Source organism: Wolbachia endosymbiont (group A) of Dendrolimus pini, assembly GCF_964026835.1.
In the GTDB taxonomy this organism is placed as follows: Bacteria; Pseudomonadota; Alphaproteobacteria; order Rickettsiales; family Anaplasmataceae; genus Wolbachia; species Wolbachia pipientis.
In genome coordinates, this window is the sequence record NZ_OZ034702.1 from 1,029,774 (window position 1) to 1,047,542 (window position 17,769).

At 36.5% G+C, this 17,769-nt stretch carries 12 protein-coding genes; 6 read left to right on the forward strand and 6 right to left on the reverse strand.

Annotation, left to right across the window (positions count from 1 at the left end; genetic code table 11):
* Positions 1 to 78 precede the first annotated feature (78 nt).
* Genes nusA through ubiA form a run of 4 tightly spaced genes read left to right on the forward strand, consistent with a single transcriptional unit; the run spans position 79 to position 5,244 of the window.
* Positions 79 to 1,641, forward strand: coding sequence for a transcription termination factor NusA (gene nusA / locus AAGD66_RS05130; RefSeq protein ID WP_015589511.1), 1,563 nt, complete (start codon positions 79 to 81; stop codon positions 1,639 to 1,641).
* A 9-nt stretch (positions 1,642 to 1,650) separates the two neighbouring features.
* The gene (gene infB, locus AAGD66_RS05135) at positions 1,651 to 3,975 is read left to right on the forward strand and encodes a translation initiation factor IF-2 (protein WP_341814441.1); all 2,325 of its coding nucleotides are present in this window, start codon (positions 1,651 to 1,653) and stop codon (positions 3,973 to 3,975) included.
* A gap of 9 nt (positions 3,976 to 3,984) precedes the next feature.
* Complete coding sequence (locus AAGD66_RS05140) at positions 3,985 to 4,383, forward strand: ribosome-binding factor A (protein ID WP_006279769.1); 399 nt, start codon at positions 3,985 to 3,987, stop codon at positions 4,381 to 4,383.
* Between the two features lie 3 nt (positions 4,384 to 4,386).
* Positions 4,387 to 5,244: a 4-hydroxybenzoate octaprenyltransferase gene (gene ubiA / locus AAGD66_RS05145; RefSeq protein WP_264723776.1), complete on the forward strand. Its 858-nt coding sequence runs from the start codon at positions 4,387 to 4,389 to the stop codon at positions 5,242 to 5,244.
* A gap of 1,161 nt (positions 5,245 to 6,405) precedes the next feature.
* On the opposite strand, the gene AAGD66_RS05150 is transcribed toward ubiA, so the two are convergent.
* The 3 genes from AAGD66_RS05150 to AAGD66_RS05160 all read right to left on the reverse strand — a co-directional run bounded on the left by AAGD66_RS05150 (position 6,406) and on the right by AAGD66_RS05160 (position 9,214).
* The gene (locus AAGD66_RS05150) at positions 6,406 to 7,884 is read right to left on the reverse strand and encodes a UbiD family decarboxylase (protein WP_264329614.1); all 1,479 of its coding nucleotides are present in this window, start codon (positions 7,882 to 7,884) and stop codon (positions 6,406 to 6,408) included.
* 87 nt (positions 7,885 to 7,971) lie between these two features.
* The gene (locus AAGD66_RS05155) at positions 7,972 to 9,051 is read right to left on the reverse strand and encodes a Fic family protein (protein WP_265040996.1); all 1,080 of its coding nucleotides are present in this window, start codon (positions 9,049 to 9,051) and stop codon (positions 7,972 to 7,974) included.
* Positions 9,052 to 9,061: 10 nt separating this feature from the next.
* The gene (locus AAGD66_RS05160; RefSeq protein ID WP_007548541.1) at positions 9,062 to 9,214 is read right to left on the reverse strand and encodes a hypothetical protein; all 153 of its coding nucleotides are present in this window, start codon (positions 9,212 to 9,214) and stop codon (positions 9,062 to 9,064) included.
* A 325-nt stretch (positions 9,215 to 9,539) separates the two neighbouring features.
* On the opposite strand from AAGD66_RS05160, the gene AAGD66_RS05165 reads away from it, so the two are divergent.
* Together AAGD66_RS05165 and AAGD66_RS05170 are read left to right on the forward strand one after the other, a co-directional pair.
* Positions 9,540 to 10,298 (forward strand): DsbA family protein, encoded by a 759-nt coding sequence (locus AAGD66_RS05165; protein ID WP_264339225.1) that lies wholly within the window; start codon positions 9,540 to 9,542, stop codon positions 10,296 to 10,298.
* Positions 10,299 to 10,488: 190 nt separating this feature from the next.
* Positions 10,489 to 11,085 carry a TIGR02217 family protein gene (locus AAGD66_RS05170; RefSeq protein ID WP_151807673.1) on the forward strand — a complete coding sequence of 199 codons (597 nt, stop codon included), beginning with the start codon at positions 10,489 to 10,491 and terminating at the stop codon, positions 11,083 to 11,085.
* Positions 11,086 to 11,215: 130 nt separating this feature from the next.
* Here the strand turns inward: AAGD66_RS05170 and AAGD66_RS05175 are convergent, their stop codons facing one another.
* From AAGD66_RS05175 to mutL, 3 genes are all read right to left on the reverse strand, one after another.
* Positions 11,216 to 12,004 carry a hypothetical protein gene (locus tag AAGD66_RS05175; protein WP_264723779.1) on the reverse strand — a complete coding sequence of 263 codons (789 nt, stop codon included), beginning with the start codon at positions 12,002 to 12,004 and terminating at the stop codon, positions 11,216 to 11,218.
* A gap of 245 nt (positions 12,005 to 12,249) precedes the next feature.
* Positions 12,250 to 14,904, reverse strand: a complete 2,655-nt coding sequence (locus AAGD66_RS05180) for a 2-oxoglutarate dehydrogenase E1 component (RefSeq protein WP_264723780.1) — start codon at positions 14,902 to 14,904, stop codon at positions 12,250 to 12,252.
* Between the two features lie 1,040 nt (positions 14,905 to 15,944).
* Positions 15,945 to 17,762 carry a DNA mismatch repair endonuclease MutL gene (gene mutL, locus AAGD66_RS05185; protein ID WP_264723781.1) on the reverse strand — a complete coding sequence of 606 codons (1,818 nt, stop codon included), beginning with the start codon at positions 17,760 to 17,762 and terminating at the stop codon, positions 15,945 to 15,947.
* Positions 17,763 to 17,769: the final 7 nt, after the last annotated feature.

Consider the following 17,769-nt stretch of genomic DNA (forward strand, 5'->3'; position numbering starts at 1 on the left):
CAATCATTTAACATTTAAGATAGTGTTCTTTGCCCGTTGGAGCTATAATTATAACTAATTACATTGGATTTATTTATTATGATTGCTAATCGTAAAAGCAGTGTTAAGCAGAAAAGTAACAAGAATAACATAGTTGGAAGCCTTGATGTAATAAAAACAGCAGGAGAGCTTTCACTTCAAAAAGGTTTAGATTTTGATGTTGTAATAAAGGCACTAGAAAGTGCTATAGAAGCAGTGGCTCATCAAAAATATGGTAGCAAAAGTAAAATTGTAGTTGATATAGATAGAAACACAGGCAAAGTTACTTCATATAGAAAACTAAAAGTTATTGATGATGAATCAAATGAAAAAGAGAATACCGAGTGTGAATCAATTACGCTTACACAAGCTAAATTAATAAAAGGAGATGCAAAAGTTGGAGATACTGTTAGTGAATTACTCTCTCTTAACACTGATCTTGCTTCAGCAAGAATTGCCCAGCAAAAGATTGCTCAAATAATTAAAGATGAAGAGTCAAAAAAGCAATATGAGGAATTTAAAGATAAGGTGGGAGAAATAAGGTATGGTATTGTTAAACAAGTAGAATATTCAGATCTTATTATAGACATAAATGGCACTAGGGCATATCTTCCATTGCGAAATTTAACTGGTGGTGAATCATTTCGTGAAGGTGATAAGGTTAAAGCTTACATACAGACTGTTAAGCGCTCTGATGATGGACGTCAAATTATTCTTTCTAGGACTCATGAAGGCTTTTTGGAGGCATTATTAAATCAAGAAATACCAGAAATTGCTGACGGATTAGTGACAATTAAAGGTATAGCTAGAGATGCTGGTTCAAGGTCTAAGGTTGCCGTTTTCTCTCCCGACAAGAACATTGATCCAGTAGGTGCTTGTGTTGGAGTTAAGGGAGATAGAATAAAAACTATTATACACGAATTAAATGGTGAAAAAATTGACGTTATAAATTACTCCTCAGATTTGGGTCAATTTGTTATTAAAGCCATTACTCCTGCAGAAGTATCGAAGGTTATTATTGATGAAAATGAAAATTGCATAGAGTTAATAGTTGCTGAAGATCAATTGAGTTTAGCGATAGGAAAAAAGGGCCAGAATGTAAGATTAGCTTCAGAGCTTGTTGGATGGAAAATTGAGATATTAAGCACTCAGCAAGAATCAGAAAGGCGAAGTAAAGAACTTAGTCAATGTTCAGCTTTATTTGCTGAAGCTTTAAACTTAGAAGAGATTATGGGTCAGCTATTGGTAACAGAAGGTTTTTCAAGTGTAGAAGACATATCTAGCGCTTCAATTAAAGAGCTTGCTTCAATAGAGGGCTTTAATGAAGATATTGCAAACGAACTTCATAATAGAGCAAATAAGTACCTGAAAGCAGAAAATGATAGAAAAATAGAAGAGCTAAAAAGTTTAGGTATGGAGGATGATGTAATCAATTTAACTTTATCAATAGACAATAAAATTGCTCTTAGTAAGCATGATATTAAGACTTTAGAGGACATAGCAGATTTATCAAGTTATGAGTTTTGCAGCATACTCTCTTCCTCATCCGATAGCAAAGAAGATCTAAAAGATACAGTAGATTCAATAATCATAGAAGCACGTAAAAAGCTTGGATTAATATAATAAAATAATATGAATAATGAAGATATCAGTGATAAAAAATTAACGCTCCAAGGTTTAAGCAAGCTTAAATTAGACCTCAATTTAAACTCTTCAGCTAGCCCAAGTACTGGAGCTACAGTAGTAAAAAAAAGAAGAAAAAAATCTCATGATGCAGAAGAACATAATTTATTTGACGAGAGTAAATTAGGTTCTTTAACAGAGAAAGAACAAATTTTTCGCATTAATGCTGTGCAGAATGCTGCTTTGCTGAAAGAAAGAAATAAGAGAGAAGAAAAAGAGAAAACAGCAAAAGAAGACAGCAATAAAGAGATTGACGAGAAAAATGAAGCGGACGCTTTATCTAAGGAAATAAATAAGCAAGTTTTAAGTAATACCCACTTAGTTGAACCAAAAGAAGATAGTATTGACCATGAGGACAACGATAAAAAGTCTTTTAAAGTCAACAAAGATATATATTCTAAGCATTCTAAACTGGTAATTGCACAGGCAATAGATGAAAAAACTGAACAACCCCCTGTATTTAAGCAAAGGTTTGGTATAAGAGGTAGAAAGTCAAAGTTTACTAAGGGTAAAAATATATCAAGAGAAGTTATTATACCAGACAAAATAACTATCAGGGAGTTATCTATTCGCATGGCAGAAGATAGCAAGAGTGTGCTAAAAATGTTCAAAGAAGAAGTCGGTGAGAGTTATAGAGTAGATGATCTGGTGGATCCAGATATAGCATGTGAAATAGTGGAAAAATTTAATCATACGGCTAAACGAGTGAGCGATACCAACAGAGAAAAAGATTTATTTTTTATAGAAGGCAGAGAAAGCCTGCCTAAAAAACCTAAACCACCAATCGTCACTTTTATGGGACACGTCGATCATGGTAAAACCTCATTGCTCGATGCATTTCGTGAATCTAATGTTGCAGAAAGAGAGTCAGGTGGCATAACTCAACACATAGGTGCTTATCAAATAATGACAAAAGATAAGCAAAAAATTACCTTTATTGATACACCAGGACATGAAGCGTTCACTGCGATGCGTGCACGTGGTGCCAATATTACTAATATAGTTGTAATAGTAGTTGCAGCTGACGATGGAATCATGAAACAAACAGTTGAAGCAATAAATCATGCAAAAGCAGCAAATGTTTCCATTATAGTTGCTATTAATAAAATTGATAAATCTGAGCCTGGTGATGTAGAAAAAATAATTAATAGTTTGCCTCAATATGATCTCATCCCTGAAGGGCTTGGTGGTGATGTTATGATTGTGCCAGTATCAGCAAAAAAGAAAACTAATTTAGATAAACTAGAAGAGACGATTTTGTTAATCGCTGAATTAATGAAGCTAGAAGCAATAGAAGATTGTCGAGCACTTGGATGGGTAATAGAATCCAAAATAGATAAAGCGAAAGGAATATCAGCTACATTGATAGTTGAGGAAGGAACGTTAAAGGTTGGTGATATATTGGTAGTTGGTACAACATACAGTAAAGTACGTAGTATGGTTAATCACCTTGGTCAAAGAGAAAAAGCAGCACTACCCTCTGCTCCAATTGAAATTACTGGTCTAAATGGTGTACCAAATGCTGGAGATAAATTTGTTGTTGTAAATTCTGAAAAGCAGGCACGTGAAATTATTGAACATAGGTTAGAGTTAATCAAGAAAAAAGAAGAAAATTTAGATGAGGATGATTTAGATATATTCAGCCGTAATAACAGTGAAATAGAAGAACTATCTGTAGTTTTAAAGTGCGATGTAACTGGTTCTATTGAAGCAATATCAAGTTCAATTGATAAACTCGGTAAAGATCAAGTGAAATTAAATATCCTACACAAAGCAGTAGGAGGGATAACAGATTCAGATGTGCTGCTTGCAGAAGCATCAAGTGCAGTAATTTTAGCTTTTAATGTAAAAGTGGACTCAAAAATAAGGGACTTGGCAAAACAAAAAGGTATAGAAATACATACTTATAACATAATATACGAGCTCATTGACGACATGAGAATGTATTTAACTAAAATGTTAAGGCCTGTTACACGAGAGGTTCGTGTTGGCTTTGCATCTGTGAGGCAAATATTTAACGTATCTAAAGCTGGTAATATCATTGGATGTTACGTAAGTGATGGAGTCATAAGAAAAGATTCTTTAATTAAGGTAATGCGTGGTGGCAAATTGGTGCATGAAGGAAAGTTAAAAGCACTACGTAGATTTAAAGATGATGTTAAAGAAGTAGGTGTAAACTTTGAATGCGGAGTATCACTAGAGGGTAATGTCGATATTAAAGTTGGAGATATTTTGGAAGCTTATCAATTAGTGCAAGAAGAAAGGGTGTTATAGTAGCTGGATATGAAAAAGGAAATTAGAAACCTAAAGATAGCATCGGTATTGCATAGAGCAATATCAAGAGTTCTAATGGAAGGTAAGGTGTTCAATAAAAATGTAGCGGTATCTGACGTAAAATTAAGTAAAGATTTGAAAAAAGCAGATGTATATATTGTGTTATCTTCATTGAATATTCAAGTAGCTGACTACTTAGATCCAGAAAAAAGACGCACTGGAGATCCTTCTGAGAATAATTGTGATATTAATACTGTTGTTAATGAAATGAACCAATCTGCATGGTCAATACGTAAATCTATATTGTGTTATGTTGATTTGCGATTTATACCTGAACTAGTTTTCAAGCCTGACTTAGCGTTCGATAATTTTGTTAATGTAAGCAAAATATTACATAATCACACTTAATTAATGCATTTCAATCGTTACTTTTCATTAATGAGGTTGCACAGTTTAACAGGTTTGTGGCTTGTGCTATTTCCCAGTTTGAGCGGTATTCTTTTAGCCTCAACTTCTCTATCGTATCAGGCTCTTTTTCTCCTTGTTTTGTTTACTATAGGTGCATTTTTAATGAGACCTGCAGGGTGCATAATCAATGACATTTTCGATAGAAAAATAGATGCGCACGTTGAACGAACAAAATATAGGCCACTTGCAAGTGGTGCATTAAACATAAAGCAGGCTTTGGCTTTACTTTCACTGTTACTGTCTATTGCCCTGGTAATCTTATTATTAACTAATAAAACTACACTTATACTTGGAATAATCTCAATGTGTATGATAGCTACTTACCCTTTATTAAAGCGGTATGTTTGGTGGCCACAATTGTTCTTAGGGTTTACCTTCAATATGGGATCGCTCATGGGCTCAGCAGCAATAACAAACCAGATCAGTATAGAATCCTTGCTGTTTTATATAGGATGCGTCTTTTGGACACTTAGCTATGACACCATATACGCCCATCAAGATAAAAAAGATGATGAAAAACTCGGGATGAAATCTACCGCATTATATTTTGGTGATACAACAAAATCTTGGTTGAAAAGATTTTATTTAATATCTCTTATGACGTGGCTATATGCTGGTATCTTATCATCATTAAATAACATCTTTTATATTGCTCTATTTGCCGTAGGGTTCATATTTCACCGCCAACACAAAAATTTCAATCCTGACGATCCCAGTCAATGCATGTCCATATTTAAAAATAACTCCTACGTAGGGTTGCTGCTCTTTTTCGGCATTCTTTTAGATAGAATTATCACCTAGGTCTCAAGAGTTTCGGCTCTAATGAAATCAATAGACTCAGGTAGCCCGCAGAAACAAAAAAACTTGCTTGACAAACTCCGCCAGCCCTCTTATCATGAAACTGAAGCTATTGTATTTGCTTTCGCCAATCTGCAGATTAAAAGGTAAGGATTACTTAATGTATCGGCGTCTTATGTTCAATTTTTTGCAGTATATAGATACTGTATGTCTTTACAAAACTTCATCTACATCTAGATTTTTATCTAAATAAGCTGAACGCGCTTATAAAGCGTTACAAGACATCAAAAAATGCCAATACTCGACAGAGATAGTAAAAGACTAGCTAACTCGGGGATTCTTTGTCTTTTTTTCTGCTTAGTAAATTTCTTAAACATTTGCAGCGTAAGTTAGTTGCAATTAAAAGCGGCTGAATCTCGCTTGTCAAGCGTTTAAAACATAAAAAACGCCAATATTTTAAAGCGGATAATAACCCCAGGGCTTCTTTTGCCTTTTTTTTCATTTGGTAAATTTCTTAATATTTATAGCTAAACAACAACCGTCATCCCGCTACGTGTTAGCGGCTAAGAGATACCGCGGCGGTATGACGGTTTGCGGCGGCATGACCTCGTCATTCCCCTACGTGTTAGCGGGATCTAGAGATACCGTGACGGTATGACGGTTCGCGCGGTGGCATGACCTCGTCATCCCGCTACGTGTTAGCGGGATCTATGCTTTGAGATACCGCGAATGAATCGCGGTATGACGGTGTAGATGATGGTTAAGTAATTCGTCATCCCGCTACGTGTTAGCGGGATCTAGAGATACCGTGACGGTATGACGGTTCGCGCGGTGGCATGACCTCGTCATCCCGCTACGTGTTAGCGGGATCTATGCTTTGAGATACCGCGAATGAATCGCGGTATAACGGTGTAGATGATGGTTAAGTAATTCGTCATCCCGCTGCTTGTTAGCGGGATCTAGAGATACCGCGAATGAATCGCGGTATGACGGTTCGCGGCAGGATGACGATAAGCTCGTCATCCCACTACTTGTTAGCGGCTAAGAGATACCGCGGCGGTATAGCTATAGGATGACAAAAAAAAGGGCACTGTGACGCACAATTATCAGTTAATGCGGCATTATAAAAAACGCCAAACTTTTTTCTGCTTTTATGCAAGAAGTCTAGTCCATATATTCCTCCCACTTCTCCGCGACTTTCCTTACTATTTCCTCACTCATCTCAATTTTCTTTCCCCACTCTCGTTTGGTTTCAGGCGGGATTTTATTTGTCGCATCAAATCCCATTTTACCTCCAAGTCCACTTTCAGGGGAAGCAAAGTCTAAATAATCAATAGGTACACTTTCTATCATGATTGTATCACGCACAGGGTCCATCCTCGTTGACATTGCCCACATTACTTCCTTCCAATCACGTACATTTATATCATTATCAACAACGATAATAAACTTCGTGTATAAAAACTGCTTTAGAAAAGAAAGTATGCCCATAACAATTCTTTTTGCCTGCCCTGGATAGGATTTTTTTATCGACACTATCGCTATTCTATATGAGCAACCTTCCGGTGGCAGATAAAAGTCCACTATCTCTGGAAATTGATTGATAAGAATGGGCACAAAAATTTCATTGAGTGCTTCACCAAGAATCGATGGTTCATCAGGTGGCTTGCCAGTGAAAGTGCTAAGATATATCGGGTTTTTACGCATAGTAATTGCAGTAATATTAAATTCTGGAAATTGCTCAACAGAATTATAGTAGCCAGTGTGGTCTCCATATGGTCCCTCATCTTGATATCTATCCAAACTCACATAGCCTTCCAGAACGATTTCCGCGTGAGCTGGCACTTGAAGTGGAATAGTCTTACAATTTACAAGTTCAAGCGGCTTCTTTCGCAGCAGTCCAGCAAATTGGTATTCTGACAATGTTTCTGGCACTGGAGTTACCGCAGCAATAATCGTTGCAGGATCACTACCGATCACAGCAGCAGCAGGAAATTTCATATTTCTGCCTTCTTCCTTCCAACGCTTATGGTGAGTTGCGCCACCCCTGTGTGCAAGCCAACGCATTAGTGTTGTTTTTTTATCTATAACCTGCATACGATATATTCCAAGATTAAAATTATCTTGCTTTTCTTTCGTGGGTCCTTTCGTTACCACAATTGGCCAGGTGATAAGTGGTGCAGGTTCATTTGGCCAGCATGTTTGAATGGGCAGTAGACTTAGGTCCACTTCATCTCCGGTTAGCACTACCTCTTGACATGGAGCCTTGCTCACGACTTTACTTCGCATCGATAACACGACTTTCAACAAAGGAAACATTTTTATAGCATCCTTAAAGTTTTTTGGCGGCTCAGGTGATTGCAAAAATGCTAAAAGTTTACCAAGATCTCTTAGTTCATCAGGGTTTATGTTCAACCCCAATGCAATCCTCTTAATAGTACCAAATAAATTCACCAAAACTGGAATCGAATTTTTGCCATTTTCTGTGATAACATTTTCAAAAATGATCGCTGGCCCTTTGCTTGACAAAACTCTGCGATGAATTTCTGTCATTTCAAGAACTGTTGAAACTTCCTCCTTAATCCTAATCAGATCTTTTTTTTCTTCTAAGGCTTTGATGAAGTCACGTAAGTTGTTGTACATATTCCAGTTTTTAAAATTTTAAGTTTATATCTAGTTTTCAAGCACTTTATTGAAATTTGATCTATGCACTGTCTAGCGAGCTTTCAGTTAATTTGAGATCAAATCTTCATATTGCTTACTAAGTTTGTATTTCCTTCCTCTATTGGAAAAATCTACAATCTTGATAAACCCCATTTCCACCCACTTTTTACAAAGTTGCGCACTGGTACGAGGCTTAAAATTAAATAGTTCGCCAACCTGACTAGCTGTAATAGCGGAAAACTCCTGGAAGAGCTCAAGAGCCCTACGCTGTTTAGGATCAAGCTTACGTATAAGATCAGTCTGATCAGCGTGGTATTCTTCTTTATTTATACGTTGTAAAACGTTCTCAAATGAATTTGCCATACCTTCTACGAAATACTCCACCCACTTAGTAATATCTGCTTCAGCTCGTCCCATGTAATAGTTGTGCGATGGACCTATACTGATTGCTTCATAATACGCTCCTAGATTCTTAGCATAATATTCTTCCAATGAATAAAGTCCTTTTAGGTCATACCCACCAAGGTGTAAAATTAATGTAGTCAACAATCTTGCAGTACGACCATTACCGTCATAGTAAGGGTGAATTGTTACAAATTGATAATGCGCAATACCTGCAATAATTGGGCAAGGCACTTGCTCACTGTTACGAATCCAATCAATCATACTGCTCATGAGCTTTGGTACATCCTTTGCTTCAGGTGGCATATAAATTATTGCACGTGTAAGACTATCGCGGATAACATTTTGACCATCACGATAAGGTGTTGATTTTATTTTAGATTTTCCACTTGCCATTACTAGAGCATGCAGTGTTTGAATAGCTTTCTCAGTAATAGGCACTTCCCTTGCTGCCCATTGTTCAACTTGAGTTAAAGCTGCATAATATCCTTTAACCTCATTTTCATCTCTCCTATATTTTGGAAAGTGGCTTTTACCACTTAAAACCTCTTCAATCTGTTTAGGTTCAAGTCGATTTCCTTCAATCATAGTAGAATAGTGTGTGGTATAAAGCCGTGCAGTTTCACGAAGAGACAAAAGCATTGATACAGTGAGCGGCAAATGTAACACTTTTTCTTTTGCTGCTTCAATCCTTATAAGACAACTAGCAATTTTAGAAGTAATCGTATAATTCGGCATCGGCATAATATCTGCATTACATTACTTCTATATTATGCTGATAAAATGCAGATAATACAACATTTACACGACGCCGACCATAAACAGCAATAAATTCGGCTGATTGAGAAAGAAGTTTGTCTTGTAGAATAGCTATTTCTTTTTCTCTGCCAATTATTGGTTCACTCATATGTTTATTCCGCGGAAAATTATACACAGCGGAATAAAATTATCAACTTTGTTTTACCGCCGTATTTACAGCGTGGCGGTAAAAGATAGAGCATCTCATAATTGGCTATTCTGGAGGTAGTTTTGTCACTTGGATCACCAAGTCTTCTGATGAACTTTGTGGTAATGTGCTTGAGTTTTATTGTGTAAAGTTTGCATTTGAGGCAAAACTGGTTATAAAATACACTTGATACAAATGTTTTTATATATTAACATTAGATGCTTCTTTTAATATACAGATAAATGTGTACTAAAAGTTTTATGTTGTAGGTTTTTAAATAAATTGTATGTCTAGAATATCGTTTTTATTAATTTTAATAATAGCAATAGCAAGCTTGCCGATAATAAACAATTGGCTTTCAAATCGCAGCCAAATGCTAAGCGATGATTATATAGGTGAGAAATTAGATAATTATATAAGCAGAAATTTTGATAAGATCGTAAAAACTCTCAAAGAGGAGTCGATTAAAAGTAGTTATGCTGCTCGAGATAATGTAACCAAAAGTAAAATTTCACAATACAAGGATCAAATATTTGACCTTACTTATCCTTACTCCGGAAATGAAAATAGTAGTGTTATAGCTGTAGGCTTCCTTGACTATTCTTGTGGACATTGCAAAGCTATAAAGAATGATATAAAGCAGTTAATTAACGACGGCAAAATTAAGTATATCTTTAGGGATGCTCCAATACTTGGTAACGCTTCTTTAAAGGCAGCAAAAAGTGCTTTAGCTGTCTATTTTCTCGATAAAGAAAAATATTTCGATTTTCACCATGCTGCTTTAAGTCACAAAGGAGAATTTTCAGACGAAAGCATATTGGATATAGTGAAAAACATAGGGATTGATGAGGACGATTTTAATGATTCCATAAAAGATAACGCGGACAAAATTGAGCAAATGATAAACAACAGTAGGCTTCTAGTAAGAGATTTGGGAGTAGGTGGTATACCTTTTTTAATAATTGGAGATAGCCTGTTTGTAGGAGCAACTGATTTGAATGTATTACGCAAAAAAGTAGATGAATTAAGTCACAAGCAAGGCTAGTTACAGTTTGCCATAAAATTTTATTTTTTTGCTTGACAACTCAAATGAACCTGAGTATAGTAACTGTGGGTGTGACAGCAGTTTAACTCAGTGGTCTCACCCACTTTCCATAGCGTCATTTGCTATGTAAAACGCTTTCAAATTACAACATTTTCTTCAACTAAACTATTTTACTTTCACAGGAGGACATATGTCATTCACAGAAATTAGATTTCCAGAAAATATATCTTATGGTTCCACTGGAGGACCGGAATTTTCTACTGACGTTGTAACAACTCACAATGGTTGTGAACAGCGCAACATCAATTGGTCTCATGCACGCACTAGATACAACATAGCTTACGGGGTCAGATCAAACGAGCAGCTACTAGAACTAATAACATTTTTTCATGCACGAAAAGGTAAAGCAATAGGGTTTCGTTTTAAGGATTGGTCGGATTTTATAGCCATCAACCAAGAGATTGGTATAGGAGATAACAAAAAAACGACTTTTCAGCTAATCAAAACTTATGTAAGTGGGGAAGATAAGCATATACGTATGATCAAAAAGCCAGTACATGGGACAGTAAAGATTTATTTAAATGGTAAAGAAGAGAGTGAATATTCAGTAAATTATTCAACGGGAGAAATAACATTCATGAAACCGCCAGTAAAAGATGCGATAATCACTGCGAGCTTCGAATTTGATGTGCCCGTACGCTTTGATACAGATTACTTAAACGCTTCGATTGATGACTATGGAAGCAATAGCTGGAATAACATTCCACTAATAGAGGTGAAATTTTAGCTGTAAGCGAGCATAGATCTACATCATAGTAGGGCTACTAGTCTACCATAAATTGAAAAATTAAGCACCACTGAGGCTCTATACCTAAATGAGCCTCAGTATATGCAATTATTTTAAACTTTATCACCAGCTATATACTACAATGTTGCTGAGCTTTGCTAACATTTACACTTGAAGCTTGGGGAGATTCTAACTCAGTGCTTTTTTCTTCCTGCAAAATAGAAAGCTTCAACAATTCCTTTAGAGTTAATTTTTCAAGTGTTGTATCATCTTTGTTTAAGATGTAGTCTAGCATGTTGTTTTTCTGTAAGCGATTAACAAAATATCTATCTTCCTCATTAAGAACCTCTATCTTGTTAATACAAGATAATACTAAATCCGAATTCTTTGTTGCTAAAATTCCATTCAAAAAGATATCTAATTTTGTTTTGTCTTCAGTCAAGTCTCTAGCTAACCTATTTCTGATGTTATCATTATCAAGCACAGTGTACTCGAGGTACGAGCAAGGCTCAATAAGTATAAAGTCCTCTAAAGGTACTAGTTCTAAACAGTTGTCAGCATAAGCAAATATTCCACACTCAGTAATACGCCCTCTTCTTCTCACAACACAGCAATTGAGACGACCATGATACATTGATAACAAAGAAAAAAGACGTATTATACTTGTACCTCTATCTTTCATTTCCTCGAAAAGCTTCCTATCATTTATTAATTTGTGCAAAATGTAATCCATAGCAGGACCTGATTTGCGGAAATGAAACATATTATTCTCTTCAAAAATGGCCTCAGCTAATTCGATAGATTCTTTATCCTCATCTACAAAAGCTTTTTCATTTCTATTTAACTGTATGATCTCAGCTTTGCTATCTCTGCGTAGACCAGTTCTCCTTATTAACATCTCAAATATTTTTGTATTCATATATATCCTATATTAATTAAAGTAAATATTAATAATGTTTACTTTTTAAATAAAAATAAATGAAAATTTTAATAAAAATTAAATTTTTTTTAATAGAATAAAAATCTTTTATATTTGCTTGAGTACCAAAAGGGCTTTATTGGTGTAATGCGTTTTCTATTGCGCCTGGCTGCAGCGCGTGATGCAACCGGATTCAAGTGTCAGCTACTTTTATAGCACCACTTCTGCTTCAATAACTGTAAATACTAAGCGATCTGTCTTAAAATCTCCTCTTGTTGCTGAGCATGTACACTAGCATAACCACATGCAGGAGATGCAGCAGCAGGTCTTGCAATGCACTTAGGTCTTTTTGCTTGAATATCGAGATTGGACAACACTTCTTCTATCAATGGGTTGACAAAAAACCATCCTCCCATATTTTTTGGTTCTTCTTGACACCATATAATTTCAGCGTTTTTGTACTTTTCAAGTTCATTACTTAGTTTATCGGCAGGAAACGGATAGAATTGTTCTAAACGTATTACTGCTATATCGTTTATTTTTTGTGCTTCACATACTTCAATTATGTCGTAGTAAACTTTACCGCTGCATATTACAACTTTACGTATTTTATCATTTAGAACCAAATCTGTTCTACATTCTGGAATCACCGTGAGGAATTTTCCTTCAAAGTCAGATAGGTTAGATACTGCTCTTTTGTGGCGCAGTAGCGATTTAGGTGTAAACACTACCAAAGGCTTACGAAAGTCTCTATGCATTTGTCTGCGTAAGACATGGAAGTAATTCGCCGGAGTGGAACAATTAACTACCTGCATATTATCCTCTGCGCAGAGTTGCAAAAATCTCTCTATACGTGCGGAGCTATGCTCAGGTCCCTGTCCTTCATAACCATGAGGCAGCAATAAAACTAGACCGCTTGATCGCAACCACTTTGTTTCTGCAGATGCGATAAACTGGTCGATCATAATTTGCGCACCGTTTGCAAAATCACCAAATTGTCCTTCCCAGAGCACCAGTGAATACGGAGAATCAAGACTATATCCATATTCAAAGCCCATTACAGCATACTCAGATAGTGCGCTATCTATGACCTCAAAGTGAGCTTGCTTTTCATTTATATTGTTTAGCGGAATAAATGCTTCTTCTGTTACCTGATCAACAAGCCTTGAATGACGGTGCGAGAAAGTTCCACGACCAGAGTCTTGTCCTGATAAACGCACTCCTATTCTTTCTGTGAGCAGTGATGCAAACGCAAGACTTTCGGCAGTTGCCCAGTCTATATTACTACCAAAATTTATGCTGTCTATTCTGCCATCGAGTATTTTTCTAACCTTATTGTTAATGTTAAAGTTACTTGGGATATTGCTATTTATACGCACACCTAATTTTTTCAGCTCATCTGGCGGAACACCAGAATCCGTGTAGTATTCGCTCAAATCGTTCAGCTTTGCTCTTCTTAATTTTGACCACACTCCACCGAACCAGTCAGCTTTTTTTGGAGTGTAAGTCACTGATTCAGCAAGACTTTTATCTAATTTTGCCCTGAATTCACTGCGTAATTTATTTACTTCATCACCACTTAATACTTTCTCTGCAGTCAATTTTTCTTCATACAATGTTCCAGGAGTTTTATGCTTTGATATCGCCTTATACATAAGTGGCTGAGTGAAATTCGGTTCATCACCCTCATTATGGCCATATTTGCGGTAACATATTATGTCAATCACTACGTCCTTTTTAAATTTCTGCCTATATTCCATCGCCAAATTCGCAACAAAACTCACAGCTTCAGGGTTATCTCCATTAACGTGAAACACTGGAGCTTCTATTGATTTTGCTATGTCAGTGCAATAAAAAGAGGATCGCGCACAACACGGATTAGCAGTAAAACCAACTTGGTTATTAATGACAATGTGCACAATGCCATCCACTTTATAGCCTTCAATATTGCTTAAGGTTAAAGTTTCAGCAACCACTCCTTGACCGATGAAAGCCGCATCACCATGAATTGATATGCCAAGCACAGATCTTATATTCTGTTTTGCTCTTATTCTTCCAGCCAAAACCGGATTTACCGCTTCAAGGTGAGATGGATTAGGGCATAAACTTAAATGTATTTTCTTACCACCGGCAAGTGTTTGATCAGAAGAGTAACCAAGGTGATATTTAACATCACCGGACACCTCAAGACCACCTGGATATGCAAGATTGCCTTGAAATTCAGATAGCATTGCCGCATATTCTTTGCCCATAACTTTGGTTAGAATATTGAGTCGTCCGCGGTGAGCCATGCCAAGAACTATTTCTTCAATACTAAAAGCTGCAGAATCACTAATGATTCTCTCAATTGCAACGATAGCTGATTCCCCACCTTCGATAGAAAAACGTTTATATCCAGGAAATTTCATATGGAGAAATTGCTCGAACATCTCAGATTCAATTAAGTGCCTCAGTATTTCCTTTTTATCTTGTGAACTCAGCGTATAGGTTTGATTTTCGATCTTTTCCTGCAGCCACATCCTCTCCTCATAAGAGGAGATATGCATAAATTCAAAACCGATGTTCTTGCAGTAAATATCTCTATAGATTCCAGCGTCACTTGCCGGATATAGATTCGAATATTTCTGATAATCTACTTCCTTATTCACATTGGGTGATAACGGATTAAGATCCGCAAAAAAATGACCGTAAGATCTGAAAAAATTTGCTAAACTAGAAACTGAATCATCCACCTTAGTTACATGTTGTGCACCGCAGGTCTCCGCTTTATTAACTTCTAAATTGCTTGAAAAAATTCTATACCAATCCTCCCCGATTGATTTATCACCCTGCAAATAACGGCTATACATTTCTTCCACAAATTCTGCATTATCACCATAAAGGCAGCTTAAACTCGACATAATCACTATAAAAAGTATCAAATACTTATAAGTATAACTTAAGTTTTTTAAAAAAGAACTTTTTTAGTTTCTATACGTCATACCGCCGCGGTATCTCTTAACATAGATCCCGCTAACACGTAGCGGGATGACGATTGTCAGGGTGTCATTCCAGCGCGTGACGCTGGAATCCAGTTTTTATTTGCAGCCTACTTGACTCGAAGCTAAGTTTTCTGGATCCAAATAGTCAAGGCACTGGGATGACAAAAAAAGGAGCACTGGAATGACAAAGCTATAGGTTGCAAGCGAGACGTCATACCGCCGCGGCGCTAACAAGAGATCCCGCTAACACGTAGCGGGATACTATCTACACCGTCATACCGCGATTCATTCGCGGTATCTCAGCCGCTAACAAGAGATCCCGCTAACAAGCAGCGGGATGACGAGCTTATCGTCACGCTGCCACGAACCGTCATACCGCCGCGGCGCTAACAAGAGATCCCGCTAACACGTAGCGGGATGACGGTTGTCGTTTAGCTATAAACATTAAGAAATTTACTAAGCGAAAAAAAAGGCAAAAGAAGCCCCGTGGTTGGCTAATTACTTACATTATACTTTCAAGTATGGCGTTTTTTTATTCTAAACGCTTAATAACCGCGATTTAGCTGCTTTTTAATGCAACTAACCTTTAGTCATAAATGTTTAAGAAATTTACTAAACAGAAAAAAAGACAAAAGAAACCCTAGGGTAGCTAATTATTCACTATCCATTTTTTAAGTTGGCGTTTTTTTATGTTTTAAATGCTTTATAAGCGCATTTTAGCTTATATTAGGTAAAAACCTAGAATTTTATAAAGACATAAGGTGCACATAGTGCAAAAAATTAAACATGAGACGCCAGATTCGTGAGTTTTTTTGTCATTTAATCTGTACAGAGAAGATAAATAAATAGCTTCACTTTCATGATAAGGGGGCTGACGGAGTTTGTCAAGGAAGTTTTTTCGTTTCTATGAGCTACTTGGATGACGAGAAAGGAGCACTTACATATTTATGGCAACCTCATTACCTACGCTCAAAAAGTTTTTCAATATCACTGAGTTTCATTTCTATATAAGTTGGTCTTCCGTGGTTGCATTGCCCGGAATATGGGGTTTTTTCCATTTGTCTCAGCAGCTCATTCATTTCATCTAACCTCATTTTTCTACCCGCTCTAATTGATCCATGACAAGCGATAGTGGCCAATATTTTGTTCACTTTATCTTCTACTGGCAATGTATCTTCTATTTCCGTTAATCTATCGACTATATTAATTAGCATCTCTTTCACATCTATTGCTCCCAAAATTGCAGGGATTTCTTTTACTATCACTTTATTTTCTGATTTGATCTCAATATCAAAACCCATTTCAAATAACTTATCTTTATAAACTTCAATCATCTCCATTCCGGCTTGATTTTTGATTTCAACCGTTTCAGGAAGAAGTAGTTTTTGTCTTTTTATACTTGATTTTTGTTTTAAGCATTCATATACTAGTCTTTCATGGGCTGCATGCTGATCGACTATAATCAATTTGTCTCTTACCTCGGCAATAATGTAAGTATTATAGACCTGACAGCGTGCAAACCCGAGTGGGTGGCTCTCTATCAAATCAACTTGCTCTAACACCTTTTTTTCTAGAACCATAGCCTCCGCTTGTGCTGGGAATTTCTGTATGCCGGTATAATCAAACGATTTTGACTGTTCTGATAAGCCTTTTGCTTTTTCATTTGGAGAAGCAAATTCTTTTATTAGTTGATTTTCAAAAGGACTTGGCCTTCTTTCATTTTGAACATTAGGTTTATCAAAAGGATCTGGCAATGTTGAATCCATTTTCTGGTCATGCGCTAGAAAGGTGCCTATCCTTCTTGACAATGCTTTAATTAATCCTCTTGTCACTATCTCATATATGAGCTTCTTATTCTGAAACCTTACTTCTGACTTATTTGGATGCACATTTACATCTACTTGATCATAAGGTATCTCTAAATGTAACGCTGCGAAAGGATACCTATCGCTTGGAATAAAATCATGATATGCATACCTAACTGCGCCAATAAGTAAATTATCTTTAATTGGCCTTCCATTAACAAACGTATAGATCTGAGTGGACTTACCACGATTGACGGTCGGCTTACAGATGTGTCCCGTAAGTTTAATGTCGTCTTCTTCTTCATTGATCTCCAAAGAATTGCCCTGAAATTCTTCTTCTACTTCACACAATCTATGAAATAACGAAGTCTGCTTAGCGTATTTTAAGAGCTTTTTATTACCTGAAGTGAGAGTAAACCCTATATGATAGTTAATCATTGCTAGGTTATTTACAATATCAACAATGCTTTGAGTTTCTGCTCTTTCGGTTTTTAGAAATTTTAGTCTATTTGGAGTGGCAAAAAATAAATCTCGTACTTCAATATGTGTCCCTTGCGATAAAGAGTAAGGAGTTTGCTCCCCTATTTTCTCTCCACCCTCATAACTTATAGACCATGCTTCACTTGCTTCTCTTGCCTTAGACGATAATTTTATCCTACTTACTGCTGCAATTGAAGGCAGAGCTTCTCCTCTAAAGCCAAGATGCTTGATTTCTATCAACTCACTATCGCTCAATTTTGAAGTAGCATGGCGCATAAACGCAAGTTCTAAATCGTTTTTTTCTACTCCGTTACCATCATCTGTCACAATAATAAGGTTACGCCCACCACTTTCTATTTTGATCTCTATTTCTAAACTTCCAGCATCTATTGCATTTTCCACTAACTCCTTTACCACACTTGCTGGCCTTTCTATCACCTCCCCCGCTGCTATACGGTTTATGGTTTTTGTGTCTAAAAGAATTATTGCCATAGATTTA